Source organism: Acinetobacter sp. 1124_18A (assembly GCF_052824995.1).
In genome coordinates this window covers 16,607-36,571 of the sequence record NZ_VTDF01000007.1, presented here as the reverse complement: position 1 = coordinate 36,571, position 19,965 = coordinate 16,607, and the positions used below count along the sequence as shown (strand labels likewise).

Annotated in this window: 20 protein-coding genes; 11 read left to right on the top strand and 9 right to left on the bottom strand. The window is 39.0% G+C overall.

Going from position 1 to position 19,965, the window contains the following annotated elements; genetic code table 11:
• Positions 1-184: 184 nt before the first annotated feature.
• The 5 genes from FY048_RS14355 (at position 185) to FY048_RS14335 (ending at position 5,581) form a co-directional block, all read left to right on the top strand.
• Entirely contained in the window at positions 185-1,285 is a 1,101-nt protein-coding gene (locus FY048_RS14355) for a polysaccharide biosynthesis/export family protein (RefSeq protein WP_446091580.1), read from the top strand.
• Positions 1,286-1,289: 4 nt separating this feature from the next.
• On the top strand, positions 1,290-1,718 hold the full coding sequence (locus FY048_RS14350; protein ID WP_446091579.1) for a low molecular weight protein-tyrosine-phosphatase: 429 nt from the start codon (positions 1,290-1,292) through the stop codon (positions 1,716-1,718).
• 18 nt (positions 1,719-1,736) lie between these two features.
• Positions 1,737-3,920 (top strand): polysaccharide biosynthesis tyrosine autokinase, encoded by a 2,184-nt coding sequence (locus FY048_RS14345; RefSeq protein WP_446091578.1) that lies wholly within the window; start codon positions 1,737-1,739, stop codon positions 3,918-3,920.
• A gap of 190 nt (positions 3,921-4,110) precedes the next feature.
• The gene (locus FY048_RS14340) at positions 4,111-4,836 is read left to right on the top strand and encodes an FKBP-type peptidyl-prolyl cis-trans isomerase (protein ID WP_049838324.1); all 726 of its coding nucleotides are present in this window, start codon (positions 4,111-4,113) and stop codon (positions 4,834-4,836) included.
• A gap of 49 nt (positions 4,837-4,885) precedes the next feature.
• Positions 4,886-5,581: an FKBP-type peptidyl-prolyl cis-trans isomerase gene (locus FY048_RS14335; RefSeq protein ID WP_016139674.1), complete on the top strand. Its 696-nt coding sequence runs from the start codon at positions 4,886-4,888 to the stop codon at positions 5,579-5,581.
• A gap of 48 nt (positions 5,582-5,629) precedes the next feature.
• Here FY048_RS14335 and murJ read toward each other — a convergent pair whose 3' ends face one another.
• The gene (murJ, locus tag FY048_RS14330; RefSeq protein WP_446091577.1) at positions 5,630-7,180 is read right to left on the bottom strand and encodes a murein biosynthesis integral membrane protein MurJ; all 1,551 of its coding nucleotides are present in this window, start codon (positions 7,178-7,180) and stop codon (positions 5,630-5,632) included.
• A 72-nt stretch (positions 7,181-7,252) separates the two neighbouring features.
• A complete protein-coding gene (gene ampD / locus FY048_RS14325) occupies positions 7,253-7,822 on the bottom strand; it encodes a 1,6-anhydro-N-acetylmuramyl-L-alanine amidase AmpD (RefSeq protein WP_446091576.1) in 570 nt (189 codons plus the stop codon).
• A 171-nt stretch (positions 7,823-7,993) separates the two neighbouring features.
• On the opposite strand from ampD, the gene nadC reads away from it, so the two are divergent.
• The gene (nadC, locus tag FY048_RS14320) at positions 7,994-8,839 is read left to right on the top strand and encodes a carboxylating nicotinate-nucleotide diphosphorylase (protein ID WP_016139677.1); all 846 of its coding nucleotides are present in this window, start codon (positions 7,994-7,996) and stop codon (positions 8,837-8,839) included.
• Here the strand turns inward: nadC and FY048_RS14315 are convergent.
• The 6 genes from FY048_RS14315 to FY048_RS14290 form a co-directional block, all read right to left on the bottom strand.
• Positions 8,836-9,003 carry an ABZJ_00068 family colistin stress protein gene (locus FY048_RS14315; RefSeq protein WP_000938939.1) on the bottom strand — a complete coding sequence of 56 codons (168 nt, stop codon included), beginning with the start codon at positions 9,001-9,003 and terminating at the stop codon, positions 8,836-8,838. The two genes, nadC and FY048_RS14315, sit on opposite strands and share 4 nt — an antisense overlap.
• Before the next feature lie 446 nt (positions 9,004-9,449).
• Positions 9,450-11,618 carry a phosphocholine-specific phospholipase C gene (locus tag FY048_RS14310; protein WP_446091575.1) on the bottom strand — a complete coding sequence of 723 codons (2,169 nt, stop codon included), beginning with the start codon at positions 11,616-11,618 and terminating at the stop codon, positions 9,450-9,452.
• 21 nt (positions 11,619-11,639) lie between these two features.
• Entirely contained in the window at positions 11,640-11,774 is a 135-nt protein-coding gene (locus tag FY048_RS14305; protein ID WP_262409250.1) for a hypothetical protein, read from the bottom strand.
• 134 nt (positions 11,775-11,908) lie between these two features.
• Positions 11,909-12,625 (bottom strand): ribonuclease PH, encoded by a 717-nt coding sequence (gene rph / locus FY048_RS14300; RefSeq protein WP_005037670.1) that lies wholly within the window; start codon positions 12,623-12,625, stop codon positions 11,909-11,911.
• A 174-nt stretch (positions 12,626-12,799) separates the two neighbouring features.
• On the bottom strand, positions 12,800-13,963 hold the full coding sequence (locus FY048_RS14295) for a fatty acid desaturase family protein (protein ID WP_446091574.1): 1,164 nt from the start codon (positions 13,961-13,963) through the stop codon (positions 12,800-12,802).
• A 33-nt stretch (positions 13,964-13,996) separates the two neighbouring features.
• Entirely contained in the window at positions 13,997-15,022 is a 1,026-nt protein-coding gene (locus FY048_RS14290) for a ferredoxin reductase (RefSeq protein WP_446091573.1), read from the bottom strand.
• Positions 15,023-15,195: 173 nt separating this feature from the next.
• Here FY048_RS14290 and FY048_RS14285 point away from each other — a divergent pair, with 173 nt between their 5' ends.
• Together FY048_RS14285 and FY048_RS14280 are read left to right on the top strand one after the other, a co-directional pair.
• A complete protein-coding gene (locus tag FY048_RS14285; RefSeq protein ID WP_003655781.1) occupies positions 15,196-15,834 on the top strand; it encodes a TetR family transcriptional regulator in 639 nt (212 codons plus the stop codon).
• 137 nt (positions 15,835-15,971) lie between these two features.
• Entirely contained in the window at positions 15,972-16,619 is a 648-nt protein-coding gene (locus FY048_RS14280) for a TetR/AcrR family transcriptional regulator (RefSeq protein ID WP_016139683.1), read from the top strand.
• Between the two features lie 108 nt (positions 16,620-16,727).
• Here the strand turns inward: FY048_RS14280 and FY048_RS14275 are convergent, their stop codons facing one another.
• Positions 16,728-17,345, bottom strand: coding sequence for a thiol:disulfide interchange protein DsbA/DsbL (locus FY048_RS14275; RefSeq protein WP_016139684.1), 618 nt, complete (start codon positions 17,343-17,345; stop codon positions 16,728-16,730).
• A gap of 180 nt (positions 17,346-17,525) precedes the next feature.
• Here FY048_RS14275 and ubiG point away from each other — a divergent pair, with 180 nt between their 5' ends.
• The 3 genes from ubiG (at position 17,526) to FY048_RS14260 (ending at position 19,752) form a co-directional block, all read left to right on the top strand.
• On the top strand, positions 17,526-18,239 hold the full coding sequence (ubiG, locus tag FY048_RS14270; protein ID WP_003655787.1) for a bifunctional 2-polyprenyl-6-hydroxyphenol methylase/3-demethylubiquinol 3-O-methyltransferase UbiG: 714 nt from the start codon (positions 17,526-17,528) through the stop codon (positions 18,237-18,239).
• On the top strand, positions 18,236-18,937 hold the full coding sequence (locus FY048_RS14265) for an HAD family hydrolase (RefSeq protein WP_446091572.1): 702 nt from the start codon (positions 18,236-18,238) through the stop codon (positions 18,935-18,937). The genes ubiG and FY048_RS14265 overlap by 4 nt, the downstream gene beginning before the upstream one ends.
• A 68-nt stretch (positions 18,938-19,005) precedes the next feature.
• Positions 19,006-19,752 (top strand): YciK family oxidoreductase, encoded by a 747-nt coding sequence (locus FY048_RS14260; protein WP_004795498.1) that lies wholly within the window; start codon positions 19,006-19,008, stop codon positions 19,750-19,752.
• Positions 19,753-19,965: the final 213 nt, after the last annotated feature.

The window sequence follows — 19,965 nt, the reverse complement described above, 5'->3', positions numbered from 1 at the left end:
CTTCTCTTAGAAATTCTAAACTATACAAATAAATTAATCATACAAAGCTGTACGATTTTTCTGTGTTTTTTAATTTTTTTTCGGCTAGAATCACAAACGTCTATATCTAAGATAAGCACTTAGTGCTAAACGATTAACGATATCAACTGATATCAATTAAAGATAAATACACAAAGGGTTTCGTGTGAAATATTGTCAGTTTTTTTCTGTTCTTGCCTTGAGTTTAAGTGTCGCTAGTTGTGCTGTCACTTCTGGTTTACAAACTTATGATATTCCAGATGAGGGTGTATATAGAACCGATCTCGGAACCACAGTTAATGTTGTTAAAATCTCTCAAGAAACGTTACCTGCAATTCAACCTGCGCAAACTGATTATCGAAAAAATTACCAGTCTTTATTTAAAAATCAACAACCTATATACCGCTTAAGCTCAGGTGATGTTCTTTCAATCCAACTTTGGGCGTATCCTGAAATTACTCCACCAGTAAACAATATAAATAATGAGCAATCAATTCAGGCAAGTGGTTATCCAATCGACCAAACTGGCTACATTCAGTTTCCTTTAGTTGGCCGCTATAAAGCAGCGGGTAAAACCCTTGCTCAAGTGAATCGTGAGTTACATAGTCAATTAGCACGCTTTCTAAAGAATCCAGATGTGATAGTACGTGTCTTATCTTATGAGGGTCAGCGCTTTTCTGTTCAGGGCAGCGTCATAAAGGGTGGTCAGTTCTACTTAAGTGATCAACCTGTTAGTGTCTATGCAGCTCTAGGTCTTGCTGGTGGTGTAAGTGATAAGGGTGATAATACTTATATTCAACTTATTCGAAATGGTCAAACCTATAATCTAAATACTATAGATTTAGAGAAAGCAGGTTATTCATTACATAAGTTATTAGTTCAACCAAACGATACTATTTATGTCAGCACTCGCGAAAATCAAAAGATATACGTTATGGGTGAGTCTGGTAAAAACCAAGCATTGGCAATGCGTGACCAAGGTATGACTTTAAGTGATGCATTAGGTGAAAGTTTAGGCTTAAACCCTTTATCTGCTAGTGCGAGTCGAATTTATGTGTTACGTACCAATCCAAATGACCGAACTACCGAACTCTATCATTTAAACTTAATGAGTATTGGTGACTTTGGGTTAGCCAATCAATTTAGACTACGTAGTAATGATATAGTCTATGTTGATGCGACTGGCTTGACTCGTTGGCAACGTGTTGTCAATCAAATTATTCCTTTCTCAAGCGCGTTATATAATATAGATCGATTGGGACAATAATTTCATGGAGTTTAAAAATATTTTAGTTGTCTGTATTGGAAATATCTGCCGTAGCCCAATGGCAGAATATTTTTTAAAACAGCAATATCCCCAGTTAAATATTGAGTCTGCCGGTATTTCGGGGCTTATTGGTCATCAAGCTGATGAAAAAGCTCGACTTTGCATGCAAAGATTAGGCATTGATATGCAACCGCATGTTGCGCGTAAACTCAATGCGGAGCATGTTAAAAGAGCTGACCTGATTTTAGTCATGAGTCACAACCAGCAAAAACATATTGAGCAAACCTGGCCTTTTGCAAAGGGAAAAACCTATCGCTTAGGCCATTGGCAAAACAAAAATGTGCCAGATCCTTATCAGCATGATCAAACTATTTTTGATGAAACTTGCCAACTCATACAACAATGTGTTGATGACTGGAAACCTTATATTTAACATTTAGATTTTAAGCTTATGAACCAAAATACTAATACCGAAGATACAATTGATCTAAAGGAATTATTTTTTTCACTGATTGCTCAGTGGAAACTTATTGCCCTCTGCATTATTTTAAGCCTTGTATGTGCACTACTCTATTTACGTGTAACACCAGATACTTACTCGGTTGATGCATTAGTTCAAGTTGAAGACAGCAAAGGGGCTTCTGCTGCACTCTTAGGTGATTTATCACAGATGATTGAGCAAAAGTCTCCTGCTCAAGCTGAAATTGAAATTCTAAAGTCTCGGTTAGTTTTAGGCTCGGTTATTAAAGAATTACATCTAGATATTCATATTTCCAGTACAGAAAATACACTAACTCATCGTTTATTAAGTGACACTGAATATAAAGTTGAATACACTAAAAATTCAGTCTTATTTAAAGATGGCACTAAAAATTTTGATATACAACGCTTTGAAATACCTCCATATTATTTAGATAAACAGCTTGTATTAAGCTTTGATCAAAAAGCTTTTAAATTAGTAGATCCTGAGACCGATGAAGTTGTACTCACAGCTCCAATCAATCAAAATAATCAAATTACAGGAGCCCATGGTGTATGGAAGGTCGCGATCTTTACTAAAGATCTATTAAGTTCAAAATATAATATTAAGAAACTATCTATTCCAGCAGCGGTAGACAATATAAGTTCAAATTATTCTGTAGCAGAACGCGGTAAATTAACGGGTATTCTTGGTTTAAATTACCAAGGGCATGACAAAGAACATATTACTCAAGTCTTAAATGCGATTTTAGTAACCTACGGCGCCCAAAATGTTGAGCGTCGTTCCGCTGAATCTGCTCAAACTTTAAAGTTTTTGGATGAACAACTCCCTGACCTTAAAAAGCAATTAGATGATGCAGAACGTCAATTTAACAAATTCCGTCAACAGTACAACACTGTCGATGTAACAAAAGAATCAGAACTTTATTTAACCCAAAGTATTACGTTAGAAACAAAGAAAGCCGAGCTCGAACAAAAACAAGCAGAAATGGCGGCAAAATATACAGCTGAACACCCTGCAATGCGTGAAATTAATGGTCAACTTACAGCCGTCAGTAAACAAATTGGTGAACTCAATAGTACTTTGAAACAGTTACCAGATGTACAACGCCAATATTTACAGTTGTATCGCGAAGTTGAAGTTAAAACTCAGCTTTATACAGCACTACTCAACTCTTACCAGCAACTCCGTATCGCAAAAGCAGGCGAGATCGGAAATGTACGCATAGTTGATACTGCCGTTGAGCCAGTCGAACCAATTAAACCCCAAAAATTACTGGTCCTTATCTTATCTTTATTTTTAGGTGGATTTATTGGAACATTAATTGCCTTATTACGTAATATGTTACGTACAGGAATTAAAGATTCTGGACAAATTGAAAATGAACTGGATTTACCAGTTTATGCAACAGTTCCCCGATCTCCAATTCAAGAAAGTCGCATTAAGATTTTAAAGAAGAAGAAGAGTATTCCTATTCTTGCTGTTAAAAATAGTGATGATATTGCAATTGAAAGCTTACGTAGTATCCGTACTGCGATTCACTTTGCATTGGCGAGTGCGAAAAATAATATCATTATGATTGCAGGCCCTTCTCCAGAAGTGGGTAAATCATTTATTTCGACCAACCTCGCAACGATTTTCGCGCAAGGTGATAAACGTGTATTACTCATTGATGCCGATATGCGTCGCGGTTATATGCACAAATATTTCGATGTTGATGTCAAGCCAGGTCTTTCTGAATTATTGAGTGGACAAGCTGATCTACAAAAAGTTTTGCATAAGACTCCTGTCGCAAACCTTGATGTGATTACGCGTGGTAAGAGTCCAACAAATCCTTCAGAAATTTTAAGTTCAAACCAATTTAAAGAATTACTTGAACAGCTACAAACTCAATATGACCACATCATTATTGATACTCCACCAGTACTTGCAGTAACTGATGGTATTATTATTTCGCAATACACTGGTGTGAACTTAATTGTTGCTCGTTATGCTAAGTCACAAATGAAAGAGCTTGAATTAACACTTAATCGCTTTGAACAAGCGGGTGTTAAAGTCAACGGCTTTATTCTCAATGACATTCAACGTGCTAGTGCTGGTTATGGTTACGGCTATAACTACGCCTATGCTTATAAAGCACAAAAAGAAGATTAAGTGTAAAGTGATAAAAAAACCGGATCAAATGATCCGGTTTTTTTATTTAAGATTTTTTAAGTATATCCCTACTAAAACTAACTAAAATATATAAAAAACCACTCGTTTTTTTTCTTAAACATTCTATGCTTAAGCATGCTAAGATCAAAAGCAGCCTTTTAGACTCAAATGATTATTTTTGGAACTTTTTATGAGTAAAGCCTTACCCATTGCTGTCGCTGTAGTTTTAGGCGGTGCTGCACTTGTACCAGTATATTATGCAAGCCAACATCCGACCACAGAAGTCGGAAGCAAGGCAAATAAAAATGCCTCTCCAATTGAAAAAATCAGTTATGTTCTTGGGTATGAAGTTGCTCAGCAAACTCCACCTGAACTAGATACAAAAGCATTTGTGAAAGGTATTCATGATGCTCGTAGTAAGCAGCCAAGTGCTTATACTCAAGAAGAGTTAAAAGCTGCTGTAACCGCTTATGAAAAAGAATTGCAGCAAAAAATGCAACAACAAAATAAACCGGAGCAAGCTGCTGGTGCTACTCCTGAATCTGCAGATGCGCAGTTCCTTGCAGAAAATAAATCAAAAGCTGGCGTAAAAACAACAGCTTCTGGTTTGCAATATATCATTACTAAAGAAGGTACTGGCAAACAGCCAACAGCTCAGTCAGTTGTTAAAGTACATTATGAAGGTCGTTTAATTAACGGTCAGGTTTTTGATAGTTCTTATAAACGCGGTGAGCCAGTTGAGTTCCCACTCAATCAGGTTATTCCAGGTTGGACTGAGGGACTTCAATTAATGAAAGAAGGTGGTAAAGCGACGTTCTTCATTCCATCAAATCTTGCCTATGGTCCTCAGGAAGTTCCTGGCATTCCAGCAAACAGTACACTGATTTTTGATGTAGAACTTATTTCAGTGAAATAAAAACATTCAGGAGAGTAGAACACTACTCTCCTTTTTTTTGGAAAACGGCATGAAAAAAATCGGTTTAATTATTGCAGCATCAACCATGAGTTTATCTGTTTTTGCTGCAACTCCTATAACGAATAAAAGCCCAGCAAAAGAACAATTTAGTTATAGTTATGGCTATTTAATGGGTCGTAATAATACGGATGCGCTAACAGATCTGAATCTTGATATTTTTTACCAAGGTCTCCAAGAAGGTGCTCAAAGTAAAACAGCACGCTTAACTGATGAAGAAATGGCGAAAGCGATTAATGACTATAAGAAAACATTAGAAGCCAAACAACTCGTCGAATTTCAAAAAACAGGTCAACTAAACGCTCAAGCAGGTGCGGCATTTCTTGCTGACAATGCAAAAAAATCTGGTGTGATAACGACTAAATCTGGTCTCCAATACCAAGTGTTAAAAGAAGGTAATGGACAAAAACCGAAAGCTACCTCTCGCGTTAAAGTGAATTATGAAGGACGTTTACTAGACGGGACCGTATTTGATAGTTCTATTGCTCGTAATCATCCAGTTGAGTTTCAGCTCAGCCAAGTCATTGCAGGCTGGACAGAAGGTCTACAAACCATGAAAGAAGGCGGAAAAACCCGTTTCTTTATACCTGCGAATCTTGCTTATGGCGAAGTCGGTGCTGGTGACACGATTGGTCCAAATAGTACTTTAATTTTTGATATTGAATTATTGCAAGTTTTACCAAAATAAATTCATGAGATATAAAAAAGCGATCATTTAAGATCGCTTTTTTATTTTTTAGTGTTTTAAGTCTCTGGGACGAAAACCTGTAACAACTAGAGCCACCAGATAAGCGACTACGCCCACTACACACAATCCAACCACTTCGGCAATGCGTAACCACTGTGAAAGCTCACCGTTATACCAATTTAACGCAAACCAGAGCGCTGCAATCATGGTAAGGTTAGCCAAACCATATTGAAGCCCTAATTTTTTCCAATGCGAATCAAATCGGAAAATATTACGTTTATGTAAATAGAAGTAGAGTAGACCCGCATTTACTAAAGCCGAGCCAGAAGATGCCAATGCAAGTGCCATATGCTCTGCATGCCAATCGATCAGCTTAAAGAAACCAATAAATACAACGTTCAAAATAGCATTGGCTGCGACCGACATTAAACCAACACGTACAGGGGTTTTAGTATCTTGCTGTGCATAGAAACCAGGTGCAAAGACTTTAATCAGCATAAACGAAATCACACCGGCACTCATACATTGCAGTGCTAGAGCTGTCATTTGTGTATCACGCAGGTCAAACTCGCCACGTTGGAATAATGCCTGAATAATTGGAGTAGAAAGCATAAATAAGGCAATACTTGCTGGTAAGCCAACTAATACAATAATTTTTGCAGCCCAGTCGATCATACCACGGAACTTGGCTTGATCTTGTTCTGCATGACGTGCAGAAAGAGAAGGTAAAATTACTGTACCAATCGCAACGCCAATTAAACCTAACGGCAATTCAGTCATACGCTCTGCACTGTAGAGCCAAGATACTGAACCATCTTGCATGAAAGAAGCCCAAATCGTATTTAATAACAGGTTAATCTGAGTAACAGATACCCCAAATAATGCTGGAAGCATTAATTTTAAAATACGCTCTACACCTTCATGTTTAAAATCAACTTTAGGGGGAATCAGCAGGTTTTTACGCCATAATTCTGGAATCTGCAAAGCTAACTGCAACACTCCTGCTGCTACCACTGACCAGCCTAATGCTTTGATCGGTTCAGCCATATACGGCGTAAGCCACCATGCACCTGCGATCATCGCGACATTCAGCAACACTGGTGAAAAAGCTGGTGAAGCAAATGAACCATAACTATTTAAAATACTGCTAGCGAAGGCAGTGAGTGACATAAATAATAAATATGGGATGGTCAGACGGAACATGCTGACTGCTAAATCGAACTTTTCAGGATCGCTATGGAAACCCGGTGCATACATATAAATGATTGCAGGCGCTAAAACCATAGCCACAAAAGTAAGTAGGGTCATGACTGTTAACAAACAACCAAATACCCGACTAATCAAGATCTGCACTTCAGCGTGTGCCCGGCCTGTTTTATATTCAGTTAATACTGGAATAAAGGCCTGAGAAAAGGCACCTTCGGCAAACAATCGTCGAAAGAAATTGGGAATACGAAAAGCGACGACGAAGGTATCAAAATCTTTACCCGCACCAAACACGTTGAGCAATACGACATCACGCACTAAACCTAACACTCGTGACAACATCGTCATTGCACTGACAATAAAAGTCGATCGCCACAATGCCATCGTACTCACCTACAGCTATATTCGAAAGACGCTATTGTAATGAAACTAGAAAATCTTTTCGTTGTGAAATGATGAATGAACTCAACTTTTTTTCTGAGCAAGTAATTGTCTAAAATACTGCCATTTAAAATAAGGTCCTGGATCAGTTTTTCGGCCAGGTGCAACGTCTGAATGTCCTGCTATATGGTTTTTAATTTCAGGATAAGCCTGACGAATAACCTTAACCACATCGGTTAATACTTCGTATTGTACTTCTTCAAAAGGTAAATCATCACTTCCTTCAAGCTCTATACCAATTGAATAGTCATTGCATTCTACTTTGGCTAAATAGCTCGAACGTCCTGCATGCCATGCTCTTTCGTTAAAATTAACAAACTGCAGGACTTCCCCACTACGTAAAATCAGCAAATGCGTAGAAACCTGCATACCTTCAATGGTCTGGAAATAGGGATGGACTGACCAATCCAACTTATTTTGAAAAAATTGCTCAATATACCCGCCTCCAAATTGAGACGGCGGCAAGCTAATATTATGAACCACAATCATTTGAATTTCGGTACCAGTCGGACGCTGGTTAAAATTTGGAGAAGGGATTTGTCTCGCCCCTTTTAATTGTCCATTTATAACTTCATACGGTTTGATTTGCTTCATTGAGATGCCAATAAATTGCTTGCCAATTGTTTTAGTTTAAAGCAGTTATCTACTTTTCAAACTAGTAAATGCGATTGTTTATCGCGATTAATCTCATAAAACAGCTTATTTTTAAAGTCGACGGTGCTAATATATCGCAAGTTTTAGGGTCATCTACAAAATGGAAACCGTATGAGCATACCTCAGTCTTTGCTTGAACAATCAATTCAAATCAATATTCAACAAGCATTACAAGAAGATATTGGGGACGGTGATATTACCGCTATGCTCACGCCTGAAGATGAGCAGGCAACCGCGACCATTATTAGCCGCGAAGATATGGTTTTAGCTGGCCAGCCTTGGGTGAATGCACTCATCTCAGCTTATGACAATACTGTACAGGTAACTTGGTTAAAACAAGAAGGCGACCGTGTTGCCGCAAATGAAGCCTTTTTAAAACTTGCAGGCTCTGCACGTAGCTTACTTACTGTAGAGCGCCCTGCTTTAAACTTTATTCAAACTTTATCTGCAGTTGCAACAAAAACTGCTGAATATGTTCAACATCTTGAAGGTTTAAATACAAAACTTCTCGATACGCGTAAAACCTTACCAGGCTTACGTATTGCACAGAAATATGCTGTGGCTATTGGTGGCGGACAGAACCATCGTCTCGGTTTATTTGATGCGTTCTTAATTAAAGAAAATCACATTATGGCGGCGGGTGGTATTGCTCAGGCAATTGAAAAAGCACATCAAATTGCACCGGGTAAACCTGTTGAAGTCGAAGTTGAAACTTGGGATGAGCTAAATCAAGCGCTTGAAGCTGGTGCAGACATTGTTATGCTCGACAACTTCAGTCAACAACAAATGATTGATGCCGTAAAACATGTTGCAGGCCGTTGTAAACTCGAAGCTTCTGGCAATATCACCATTGAAAACTTACGCGAAGTTGCCACTACTGGTGTTGACTACATTTCTATGGGCGTGCTGACTAAAGACGTTAGAGCTGTTGATTTATCAATGCGTTTTAATGCTTAAATAAAATCTGCGTCGTTATTCGTATTTTTTTGCGACTTGGTCATGTCTGCTGCTTGTGTTTTTTGCCATGCTGACTGAGTCGCTTGTGCCCCACTATCTCGTGGGTCGGCAGCCATTAAAACAAATGTAACTACTGCTAATAATACAATAAAACCTTGTAGCATAAATTTTCCCCATTACTTTAAAAAATTCAGGGTTCCAAAGTAAAAGATAAATATGACGAGGCTTAGGAGATTCTGTTACAAAAGGTAAGTCTTTATTTTTATTATTCATCTGTACAACAGTCTCTCCCCCCAAATACAATTTTATATCAACAGCCTAAACCCTGTATTTACTATTGAGACAGGGATATCTTGTTTCTCTCTATCAACCTACGCGACGGAGTCTTACCGTCTAGAATTTTTTGCCAACAGCTAGTTCTGTTACTTTGGTTTTGCCCAAAGTAACCAAAGGCATTGTCATCTGCAAAACCTGCCCACTTTCATCCTCTATCCTATTTTGTTGCAAAAATAAGATCCTTATAGATTATAGACAGGTTGCAGATGACTTTTAGCACCAGCTAATGAGGAATAAATTCCAATACCCTCATTAAGGAAAATAACTTACCAACTTAAGACTCTAAATAACCCATATATGGGTCAGAAATTGAATCTTCTTGAGTTTCAATACGGCCAGCAAAGCGACGGCTAAAAGTAGCATCATCAGCTAATGTCACAGTGAAGTCATACCAGCCACCAAATTCAGACATATCCCAAACCAGTTCTTTTTCAGAATGGTCGGTTTCTATAGTCCATGTCTTATTTGCAAGATAAGCATTTGCTTTGACTGTCAGCTTGACTGACTTACTACCATCATGACGAACTTTTAAATACAAATTCGCATCACACTCCTCCACACAGACTCTAATTTCTGGTAATGCTTGAGTTTGATTGGCTTGGATCAAATTACCTTTAAACGCGCGGTGGAAACCATTTGGACCGAGTACCCATAAATCGTACTGTCCATTTATAGTATTCCACACGTCATCAAGCTGTTTACCCGCCTCAACCATATAACGACGAGGAGCTACCGTAAGATCTAATCGGTTATACACATGAAAAACGGCTGCTTGTTTGCCTGTATTTGAAAACATCAACTTGACTGTCTTTTGTGCTGCATCAACTTTAGCACTGGTATGCAAAATATAAGGCAAAGCACGTGAAGGTCTAATGCCCATTTCCTGCTGTGCAAATTGTTGCTGGCTTGGAACCGGAACTTGTGGCAATAAAGCCTGAGCAACACGAATAGCATCGGCTTCTGCTTTTGTTTTCTTACCTACTAACTCATTTACAGGCAAAAGGTTCGGTGTTTTAAAATCAAAAGCTGTCGTTAAATCGCCACACACGGCACGACGGTATGGACTAATATTTGGTTCTTGCACACCAAAACGCTTTTCTAAGAACTGTAAAATAGAAGTATGGTCAAAGACTTGTGAATTCACCCATCCCCCACGACTCCACGGTGAAATCACATACATTGGAACGCGTACACCCGGTCCATAAACACGTCCATCTGTTGCGGGTTGAGATTTTGCTGTAGCGACTGCTGGATGATTAAAGTACTCATAAGACACTTGTTGATCACTTAAAGTCGTTTTCCCCTGAACTACACCTTTTTCATCTTTAGAAGGTGCACTTGGTGAAGGAATATGGTCAAAGAAACCATCATTCTCATCAAAGTTCACTAATAAAACCGTCTGACTCCAAACTTGAGGGTTTTCAGTTAAAGCATTTAATACTTCCTGAATATACCAAGCACCCTGTACAGGACTAGATGGCCCTGGATGTTCACTGTAAGTTGCAGGAGCGACCAACCAGCTTACTTGCGGTAATTTACCTTGAGCAATATCTGCTTTAAAACTCCCTAAAAAACCACCGTCTGGCATAGTGTTAGCAATACCCTTATAAAGCGGCTGTGTTGCATCAATCTTTTCATCGTATGCAGGGCAAACGAGAACATCATTACTTACAGGTTGCCCTGACTGCTCATTCGCACGGCGATACTGTTTGAAACCGGCTAGAGGATTGTCGGTAAAGTTATCCGGCATATTTTGATAGATTTTCCAGCTAACGCCAGCCTGTTGTAAGCGCTCAGGATAAGTCGTCCATTCATAACCCTCATTTGAAGGACCAATACCATCAAACTCATTTACAACACTGGCAATACCTGCACCTGTAGGGCCATTCGTTCCGGTCCAGATAAACTTACGGTTTGGATTGGTACCAGCATGCATCGCACAATGGTAAGCATCACAAATGGTAAAAGCATTGGCTAATGCAAACTGATATTCCACTTCCTGTTTTTTGTAGTAACCCATCGATTGCGGCTTTTTATGCGCCACCCAATCGCTCATACGACCATTGTCCCAAGCGGCTTGACCATCCGACCATGAATGAGGCGTACCTGAAACGCGCTGTGCATTTCCTAAGCGGCTATCCAAATGGTAAGGCAATATTTTATTTTTCTTAGCATCATATTGTTCCCAAACCTTTCGGCCTTCGGTCATTGGAATGGTAAAGCGATCTCCAAAACCACGCACACCTTTTAGTGTTCCAAAATAATTATCAAAAGAGCGGTTTTCTTGAGTCAAAATCACGATGTGTTTAACATCTTCAATAGTTCCACTTTCAACTTTGGCATCAATAGCTAAGGCTTTTTGAATACTAAGCGGAAAACTCGCTAAAGCAGCTGTTCCAAACATGGTTTTTGTAGAATTTAAAAGAAATTCGCGACGATTCATTAGTTCTATCCTGAGTTCTTATTATGGTGCACAGTGCATTTTGCAATTACTGGTCGGCGGTGTTGTTGGCGATGAATTATCTGAGTCGTTATCATCGTTACAAGCACTGAGCAAAAGTGCTAAAGATGTAATTAATAAAAGTGAAAGTTTTCGCATTGGTTTTTTCCAAACGGTTTAAATGCGAACTACTAATAAAGCGTAAAAGTGACAGGCAAGTGATGTTTTTATGTCGATTTGATGAAGGCATAAAAAAACGCATCCGAAGATGCGTTTTTTTAGAAAGTTTAAAATTACCAGCCTAAAGCTTCTTGTTGCTTTTTAACGAGCTCGGCAATTCCTTTTTCAGCCATTTCTAACATGGCATTGCTTTGTGCGCGAGTAAACGGTTTGTCTTCAGCAGTACCTTGAATTTCAATAAATTCACCTGCTTGTGTCATTACTACATTTAAGTCAGTTTGACAGTTTGAATCTTCTTCATAGCAAAGATCAAGCAATACTTCGTCTTGATACATACCCACAGAAATTGCAGCAACCAATCCTTTAAGCGGATCATGCTTAATTTTCTTTTGAGACAATAAAACATTCATAGCATCAACCAATGCTACAGCCGCACCAGTAATTGAAGCAGTACGCGTACCACCATCTGCCTGAATCACATCACAGTCGATGGTAATCGTGTTTTCGCCAAGCTTTTTCAAATCGACCATAGCACGTAAGCTACGACCAATCAGACGTTGGATTTCCTGTGTCCGGCCCGACTGTTTACCACGCGCTGCTTCACGGTCACAACGTGAGTGTGTTGAGCGCGGTAACATGCCATATTCAGCAGTGACCCAGCCCTGTCCTTTTCCTTTTAAAAACCGTGGAACCGAATTATCGATACTTGCAGTACAAAGGACTTTGGTGTGACCAAACTCAACCAGAACTGAACCTTCTGCGTAACGGGTATAGTTACGTGTGATTTTTACTTCACGTAACTGGTCTAATTCACGTTGGTCAATACGCATAATCCTTCCTAACTTCTCTTAAATACAAATCTGGGCATAGTATAGCAAAGGATTTTGACAGGTTGAGTTTATTCCCTACTTTCAAATGTAAGTCTGCACTTTTAATGACTCAAAAATAAAAATAGCCCCTTAAAAGGAGCTATTTGGAATACCTTAAACAATGCTCTATCTTTATTAAGCAGTTTTGCCAAACATGCCTTTTACCGCCTCAACAAAGGTCCGCTTGGTCGCCACTAAATGATCAACCACATTGTCAGGCAAAGAGTGAACAGCCAGACGTTTATACACACTCAAAATTTGAGATCCAAAGGGCGCGGTATTGTACTGTTGACCGAACTCTGCACAAACTTCACGTACTTTAGGTGCCATCTCTTGATAGCGGTTGGCAGGTACATCAGGAAACAAGTGATGTTCGATTTGATGACTCAAGTTACCACTCAAGAAATGCATGATTTTACCGCCAGTAAAGTTTGCTGAACCACGGATCTGACGCAAGTACCACTCTGCTTTAGTTTCATTATCAATATTGTCAGTGATAATTTCAGAATCTTCTGTGAAATGACCACAATAAATCACGGTCGATGCCCAGTAGTTACGGATCAAGTTAGCAAAAAAGTTACCAGCCAATACTGGCAAGAACATTGGTCCTGCAATGAGTGGGAACAACACATAATCTTTACCAAACTGACGTACCATTTTTTTACGTAGATTTTTAGATTCTACATACACTTCTTTCCAAGTTTTGGTGCCATCAAACAACACTTTTTCCATCTCTAGACGTTGCAAAGCCAGTAGCCATTCAAAACCCGTTGACAATACAAAACCCATTGGCACGTTGAATAAAAAACGAGGTTCCCACTTTTGCTCACGGCTCATGCGCATCACACCATAACCGCTAATATCATGATCCATACCAAACACATTGGTATAGGTATGATGCTTATAGTTATGGGTATATTTCCAGTCTTCACCCGTACACACTGTATCCCAGTCATAGGTTGCACCGTTAAGCGTTGGATCATTTAACCAGTCAAACTGACCATGCATCACATTATGACCGAGTTCCATGTTTTCAACGATTTTAGATACGCCTAGCATAGCCGTACCCAACAACCATACTGGTGGAATCCAACCACCAAACATCAACATGCCACGTGATGCAATTTCGGTGTAGCGTACAAAATTACGTACTTTGTAAATATATTTTGAATCTTCTTTCCCGAGATCTTTCATCACTTCAAGACGAATTTCTTCAATACGACGACCAAAAGCTTCTGTTTGCTCTGGGGTTAAATGTGCCGATTTTGATGTTGCTTTAATTTCCACTGCCATATTCATAAGGGTATCCTCAAATCTCTTTTATGTTTGTTTTTATAGATCAATCGTGACTGGGCTAAGGGCTTGGTTCACGCATAACTTAATTGCACGATTTGGTTGATCGTCAATTTCACCTGTTAATATATTCTGGGTGACACCACTGACTTTGGTACACGTACATTGGTTGCATACACCCATACGACAACCATGCTGTGGACGTAAGCCAGCTTGCTCTGCACTGCTTAATAACGTTGTCGTGGCAAGAAAGTTTTGTTGCGAACGACGAAATATGATTGGTTGTGCTTCATTAGACTGTTCGATTTGAACAGGCATGAAAAACTCTTGATGGAAGTTTTCCAACACATCATGTTGCTTATAAATATCTTGTGCCTGACGCATCATGCCGTGATGACCACATGCATACATTTGTAGGTCTTTAAAGTTCGGGACCAGTTTCGTCAACAATTTCGCATCTAAATGCTGCTTTTGCTCAGTGGTATTAAAAAAATGATATTGAAGCTCTGGATGCTTTTCTGCCAACGCTTTTAATTCAGCATGAAAAATTTCTGCACGATTAAAGTAAATGACATGAATCTGTTCAAGCTGCTGTTTCAAAGCTTGCTGCAAAAGTGAATAAATTGCAGTAATGCCACTACCTGACGCAATTAAAATAGCTGGCTGTTGACCTGAATGTAGTGTGAATTCACCTTGTGGCTGTGAAATCTCAATGCACTCTCCAACATGTAAGAGTTGAGCTGCACTAGACACTAAGCCCTGTACTTTAATACCTAAAGAGATTTCACCTTCATTTGTTACTTCAATAATTGAATAACTACGCTGGTGGTAAACCCCATCTATAAGTAGGGTCAATAAAATACTTTGTCCAGCACATACCTGATCGAATTTAAAATTACGATTCGGTTTTAGCTTGATAAGCACCATATCGGTATGTAGAGACTGAACTGCGGTAACTTTGGCAAGTACGCGTTTCCAAGCCCAAGTCACGTTAATTTTCTGCAAAACAAAATCAACGAAATCTTCTCGAACCAAATGTGGCTGATAACTAAGTGTTGCGTTCATACGTTCCTCTTTTGTATCTGGCTATTTATTTGAGTGAACACATGTTCGTATAGTGAACATATGTACACTATATTTATAACCGTTCACTCAGTCAACACTTGTTCACTATTTTTTTTATGAAAGTTTGCTCTTTTTTGTTAGACTCTGGCTCACGGTTTAAATAGGTTCTTTTAATGTCGATACGGGATGAACGAAAACAGCAAAGTCGTCAGGCACTCCTCGATGCAGCCTTGCATCTGAGCACGTCTGGGCGTTCGTTCAGTAGTATCAGTTTGCGTGAAGTTGCACGTGAAGTTGGTTTGGTGCCGACAGCGTTCTATCGTCATTTTCAAGACATGGATGAACTTGGTAAGGAATTGGTTGACCAAGTCGCACTACACTTAAAAAGTGTTTTGCATCAACTCGGTCAAAGTTATTTACAACATAAATCGACCAAAACTCAGACCAGCATTGAGCTATTTGTTCAGGCGGTAAATCATAGCCCTAAGCAGTGGCAATTTATGATTTCCGAACGTTGGGGCGGTTCAGAAACGGTTCGTGCAGCAATTGCCCGAGAAATCGAATTTCTGATTGAAGATTTGACTACAGATCTCACCAAACTCGAAAATTTCAAACATATTCAACAACCTCAAGACTTAAATGTCTTATCCACCATTTTGACCAACATGTCATTTACATGGGCAATGACGTGGCTCAACCTATCTAAACAATATCAAGACGAGCAGCTCAAACAGCAACAAACCGCCTTTATCGAAAATGCCTCTACACAAGTTCGCTTACTCTTTAGAGGGATTGCAAACTGGGAACGGTAAAAGCGGCAAATGACAAAAAACAGGTTATGTGGTAATACGTAAAGAGAGAAAGAAAAAGGCTAAAAATTTCGAGAAAAGTCTTTTTCTTTTTACAAGAAGTAAATTATTAGTTAGGCCAAACTGGTGTGGGAATACCTATGAATCTTGATCGTCATACACAGTTTTTGATGCGCAAAGAAAAAATTCTAAGCGTGGCAGAAAAGTTGTTACTAGAAAACAATCAGGAAATTACTCTAGATGAGTTAGTGGCCGAGCTAGATATTGCTAAAGGCACACTTTATAAGCATTTTAGAAGCAAAAATGAGCTTCTACTTGAGCTCATTATTCAAAATGAAAAACAAATTTTAGAAATTTCTAAAAAATATAATACAGATTTCAAAGAGTATGCCCCTCATTACATGCTTCATCATTTGCTTACGCCAGGAAAAACCATTTTATTGCATCAACTTGAAGAAAGTCTGACAATGACAGAATCTAAGTTGAAGCATCTTTTCGAAGAACTTTATGAAATCCGCCAACAGCGTATTTTAGCTATTAAAGATATTACAGAAAATTATTTAAAATCACTAAATTACGACATGTCGATTCGTGATTATTTGTCTTATATCTGGTCACTGACTTATGGCGCATCACTGCTTTTAAATTCTACCTATTACCAGCGCTCTATTGGTTCTCGCCAAAAATTAATTAATTTATATATTAATCAGGCATTATCGCTGCCAACTCAAACTGTTAATTTTGATGTTTTAAATTTTCAAATTGAAGATGAAAATAAGCAAAATTAATTGAAAGATTTCGTGATAATTAACAAAAAATTGAACATCGATATAAATTTTAATTAAATAAAAATGGGCTTCATTTGAAGCCCATTTTTGAAGTAAAGCCTAAACAACTTATTTTGCTTTACGTTCTTTCTCAATTAAATAATTAAGAACTTGAGTAACTTTACCATCTTCACCCTGTACAACATATTTACCATTAACGACAACCGCAGGAACACCTGTTAATTGGTACTGTTGAGCAAGTTTATTTGACTCAGCAACTTTTGCAGTCACAGCAAATGAATTGTAAGTGCTATTAAATTTCTGTTCAGGCACGCCATAACGAGTAAAGAACTTCGCAGCAGAAGCCTGATCAAAAATTTGCTGACCATTCACCTGAATCGCATGAAACAATGGTAAATGCGTGCGTTTACGTACACCTAATGCCTCAGATGTATAATAGGTACGCGCCCCTTGTTCCCACATTTTATTCATTGCAGCTGGTGTACGTACAAAACGCACATCGTTAGGAATCTGTTTTAACCACGTTTGCATATGCGGTTCAAGTTTAAAACAGTGTGGACATCCATACCAAAAGAACTCTCGAACTTCGATTTTCCCCGGAACTTCCACTTTGCCTGGATTGGCAATCACGGTGTAGTCTTTACCAGCAACAAAATCTGCTGCCATTGCACCACCCGATACGGCCATAATTGCTGCGCTTAAACCACCCAAAACCAATTTTTTCATTGCTACAGCTTTTCCTCTAAGTTGTTATGCATTAGCTTATGCCCTAAATATAAAACAAATATGCTAAATTCGTTTTGCTTCTGTGAAGTTTTTTATTGGGTTTATCGCTTTTTTCCCAATAATCGCTACACTAACGGCGAACTATATCCAAAAAGATAACTCAAGTTTAGAGGTAGCACCATGTCGCAATTGAATGTTGATTTACAAGAAATCGCAAAGTTTGAAGCACTTGCTGCCAAATGGTGGGATCAACATTCTGAATTTCGCCCACTTCATCAAATCAATCCACTACGTTTAAACTGGATTGATGAGCGTGTAGGCGGCCTTGCTGGTAAAAAAGTACTTGATGTCGGTTGTGGTGGCGGTATTTTGGCAGAGAGCATGGCACGTCGTGGAGCAGATGTACTTGGTATTGATATGGGTGAAGCACCGCTAGCTGTTGGCCGTTTGCATGCTCAGCAAGACAATGTTCAAAATATTGAATATCGCCAAATTCCTGTAGAAGAATTAGCACAAGAACAAGCAGGTCAATACGATGTGGTCACTTGCATGGAAATGATGGAACACGTTCCAGATCCAGCATCTATTGTAAGAGCTTGTCAGGCTTTGGTTAAACCGGGCGGTCATGTGTTTTTCTCAACCATTAACCGTAACCCAAAATCTTATTTATTTGCCATTATTGGTGCAGAATACGTACTACGCATGTTGCCAAAAGGTACACATGATTATCATAAATTTATTCGACCATCTGAAATGGCACATGACATTCGTAATGCAGGTCTTACTCTAAAAGAAATGACAGGACTGCACTACAACCCGCTTACCAAGCATTACTGGTTAGCGCCAAATGTTGACGTTAATTATATGGTTCACACGATAAATACAGGTGCATGATGAAAGCTGTTTTATTTGATTTAGACGGTACTCTTATCGATACAGCTGCCGACTTCATTCGTATTATTCAGCAAATGTGTCGTGATGCAAGACGCCCAGTCGTTGATGGAGACCTAATTCGTACTCAGGTTTCTGAGGGCGCGCGTGCGATGGTTAAATTGGTCTATCCAGAGCTGGATGTAACCAATCCAATTTTCTTGGCGCATCGCCAAAACTTTTTAGACATTTACGGCAATAACATTGTGGTCGATACAGACCTGTTTGAAGGCATGTATCCGCTTCTAGAAGCGTTAGAAGCTAAAGAAATTCCGTGGGGTATTGTGACCAATAAACCTCGTGGTTTAAGCGAGTCTCTCTTAGAAAAGTTAAATCTGACTGAACGCTGTGCTGTTTTAGTGTGTCCTGAAGATGTTAGTAAAACTAAACCAGACCCTGAACCGATGTATCTAGCTGCTAAACAGTTAAATATTCCAGCAAATGAAATTATTTATGTGGGCGACCACCCACGTGATATTGATGCTGGTCGCAATGCCAATATGTATACTATTTTGGCTGCATATGGCTATTTACCAATCGAACATCGTGATGATCTCGCTGCATGGCAGGCCGATTCGATTGTAAATACGGTGACAGAATTACACGATATGTTACGTCAAAAGCTTCCTGCTCTACAGGAAAATCAGCGTATGATAAGTTAACATAAGAGTTTTATAGGCTTTTTTAACAGTTATTCGTTTTATCAATATAAAAAGAAGGAGGTTTACCAATGAAATATTCAGAATACCAACCTCGTCCGGATCTACTCAAAGATCGAATTATTTTAATTACTGGCGCTGGTGATGGAATTGGGCGAGCTGCCGCTCTGACTTATGCCCTACATGGTGCAACCGTTGTACTGCATGGTAGAACCTTAAATAAACTTGAAGTGATTTATGATGAAATTGAAAGTCTGGGTGCACCGCAACCAGCGATTTTACCATTACAACTTTCGAGTGCTTCTGACCGTGATTATGACTTTTTAGTCGATACCCTCGAAAAGCAGTTTGGACGCCTAGACGGTATTTTGCATAATGCAGGTATTTTAGGTGAACGTGTTGAACTTGCACATTATCCAACTGAAACTTGGGATGATGTCATGGCGGTTAACTTGCGTGCGCCTTTTGCTTTGACTCAAGCATTATTACCACTTTTGCAAAAATCAGAAAATGCCTCTGTTGTATTTACCAGTTCGGGTGTAGGCCGTGAAGCACGTGCTTTATGGGGAGCATATTCTGTTTCAAAAATTGCAATTGAAGCGGTGAGCAAAATTTTTGCAGCGGAACATACTTATCCAAATATCCGCTTTAACTGCATTAATCCAGGTGCGACGCGTACCGCAATGCGTGCGAAAGCCTACCCACAAGAAGATCCGAAAACACTACCTACACCAGAGTCGATCTTGCCTGCTTATCTCTATTTAATGGGTGAAGACAGCTTGGCACTCAATGGTCAAAGTATCGATGCACAGGATTAAAAATTAAAGATGAAAAGCTAAAGAAAATTACAGCCGATCATCAAATCTGGCTTGCCTATACCTGAAAAGATATATCCAAGCCTTTTTTATTATTGATAAAAAACTCTTGATCTATCCGTAATTTTAATTGAACCATTAAATGATCTTCACAGTTTCTCTGCATTTTACGCGTAGAGTATTCAACATGAGAGACATCAGATGTAAACGAGGATG

Bases quoted from the DNA above. Each gene is read 5' to 3' on its own strand.
- FY048_RS14350 (WP_446091579.1), top strand. From the start codon at position 1,290: ATGGAGTTTAAAAATATTTTAGTTGTCTGTATTGGAAATATCTGCCGT.
- FY048_RS14345 (WP_446091578.1), top strand. From the start codon at position 1,737: ATGAACCAAAATACTAATACCGAAGATACAATTGATCTAAAGGAATTA.
- FY048_RS14340 (WP_049838324.1), top strand. From the start codon at position 4,111: ATGAGTAAAGCCTTACCCATTGCTGTCGCTGTAGTTTTAGGCGGTGCT.
- FY048_RS14335 (WP_016139674.1), top strand. From the start codon at position 4,886: ATGAAAAAAATCGGTTTAATTATTGCAGCATCAACCATGAGTTTATCT.
- ampD (WP_446091576.1), bottom strand. From the start codon at position 7,822: ATGAAGCAAATCAAACCGTATGAAGTTATAAATGGACAATTAAAAGGG.
- nadC (WP_016139677.1), top strand. From the start codon at position 7,994: ATGAGCATACCTCAGTCTTTGCTTGAACAATCAATTCAAATCAATATT.
- FY048_RS14315 (WP_000938939.1), bottom strand. From the start codon at position 9,003: ATGCTACAAGGTTTTATTGTATTATTAGCAGTAGTTACATTTGTTTTA.
- FY048_RS14310 (WP_446091575.1), bottom strand. From the start codon at position 11,618: ATGAATCGTCGCGAATTTCTTTTAAATTCTACAAAAACCATGTTTGGA.
- FY048_RS14305 (WP_262409250.1), bottom strand. From the start codon at position 11,774: ATGCGAAAACTTTCACTTTTATTAATTACATCTTTAGCACTTTTGCTC.
- rph (WP_005037670.1), bottom strand. From the start codon at position 12,625: ATGCGTATTGACCAACGTGAATTAGACCAGTTACGTGAAGTAAAAATC.
- FY048_RS14295 (WP_446091574.1), bottom strand. From the start codon at position 13,963: ATGAATATGGCAGTGGAAATTAAAGCAACATCAAAATCGGCACATTTA.
- FY048_RS14290 (WP_446091573.1), bottom strand. From the start codon at position 15,022: ATGAACGCAACACTTAGTTATCAGCCACATTTGGTTCGAGAAGATTTC.
- FY048_RS14285 (WP_003655781.1), top strand. From the start codon at position 15,196: ATGTCGATACGGGATGAACGAAAACAGCAAAGTCGTCAGGCACTCCTC.
- FY048_RS14280 (WP_016139683.1), top strand. From the start codon at position 15,972: ATGAATCTTGATCGTCATACACAGTTTTTGATGCGCAAAGAAAAAATT.
- FY048_RS14275 (WP_016139684.1), bottom strand. From the start codon at position 17,345: ATGAAAAAATTGGTTTTGGGTGGTTTAAGCGCAGCAATTATGGCCGTA.
- ubiG (WP_003655787.1), top strand. From the start codon at position 17,526: ATGTCGCAATTGAATGTTGATTTACAAGAAATCGCAAAGTTTGAAGCA.
- FY048_RS14265 (WP_446091572.1), top strand. From the start codon at position 18,236: ATGATGAAAGCTGTTTTATTTGATTTAGACGGTACTCTTATCGATACA.
- FY048_RS14260 (WP_004795498.1), top strand. From the start codon at position 19,006: ATGAAATATTCAGAATACCAACCTCGTCCGGATCTACTCAAAGATCGA.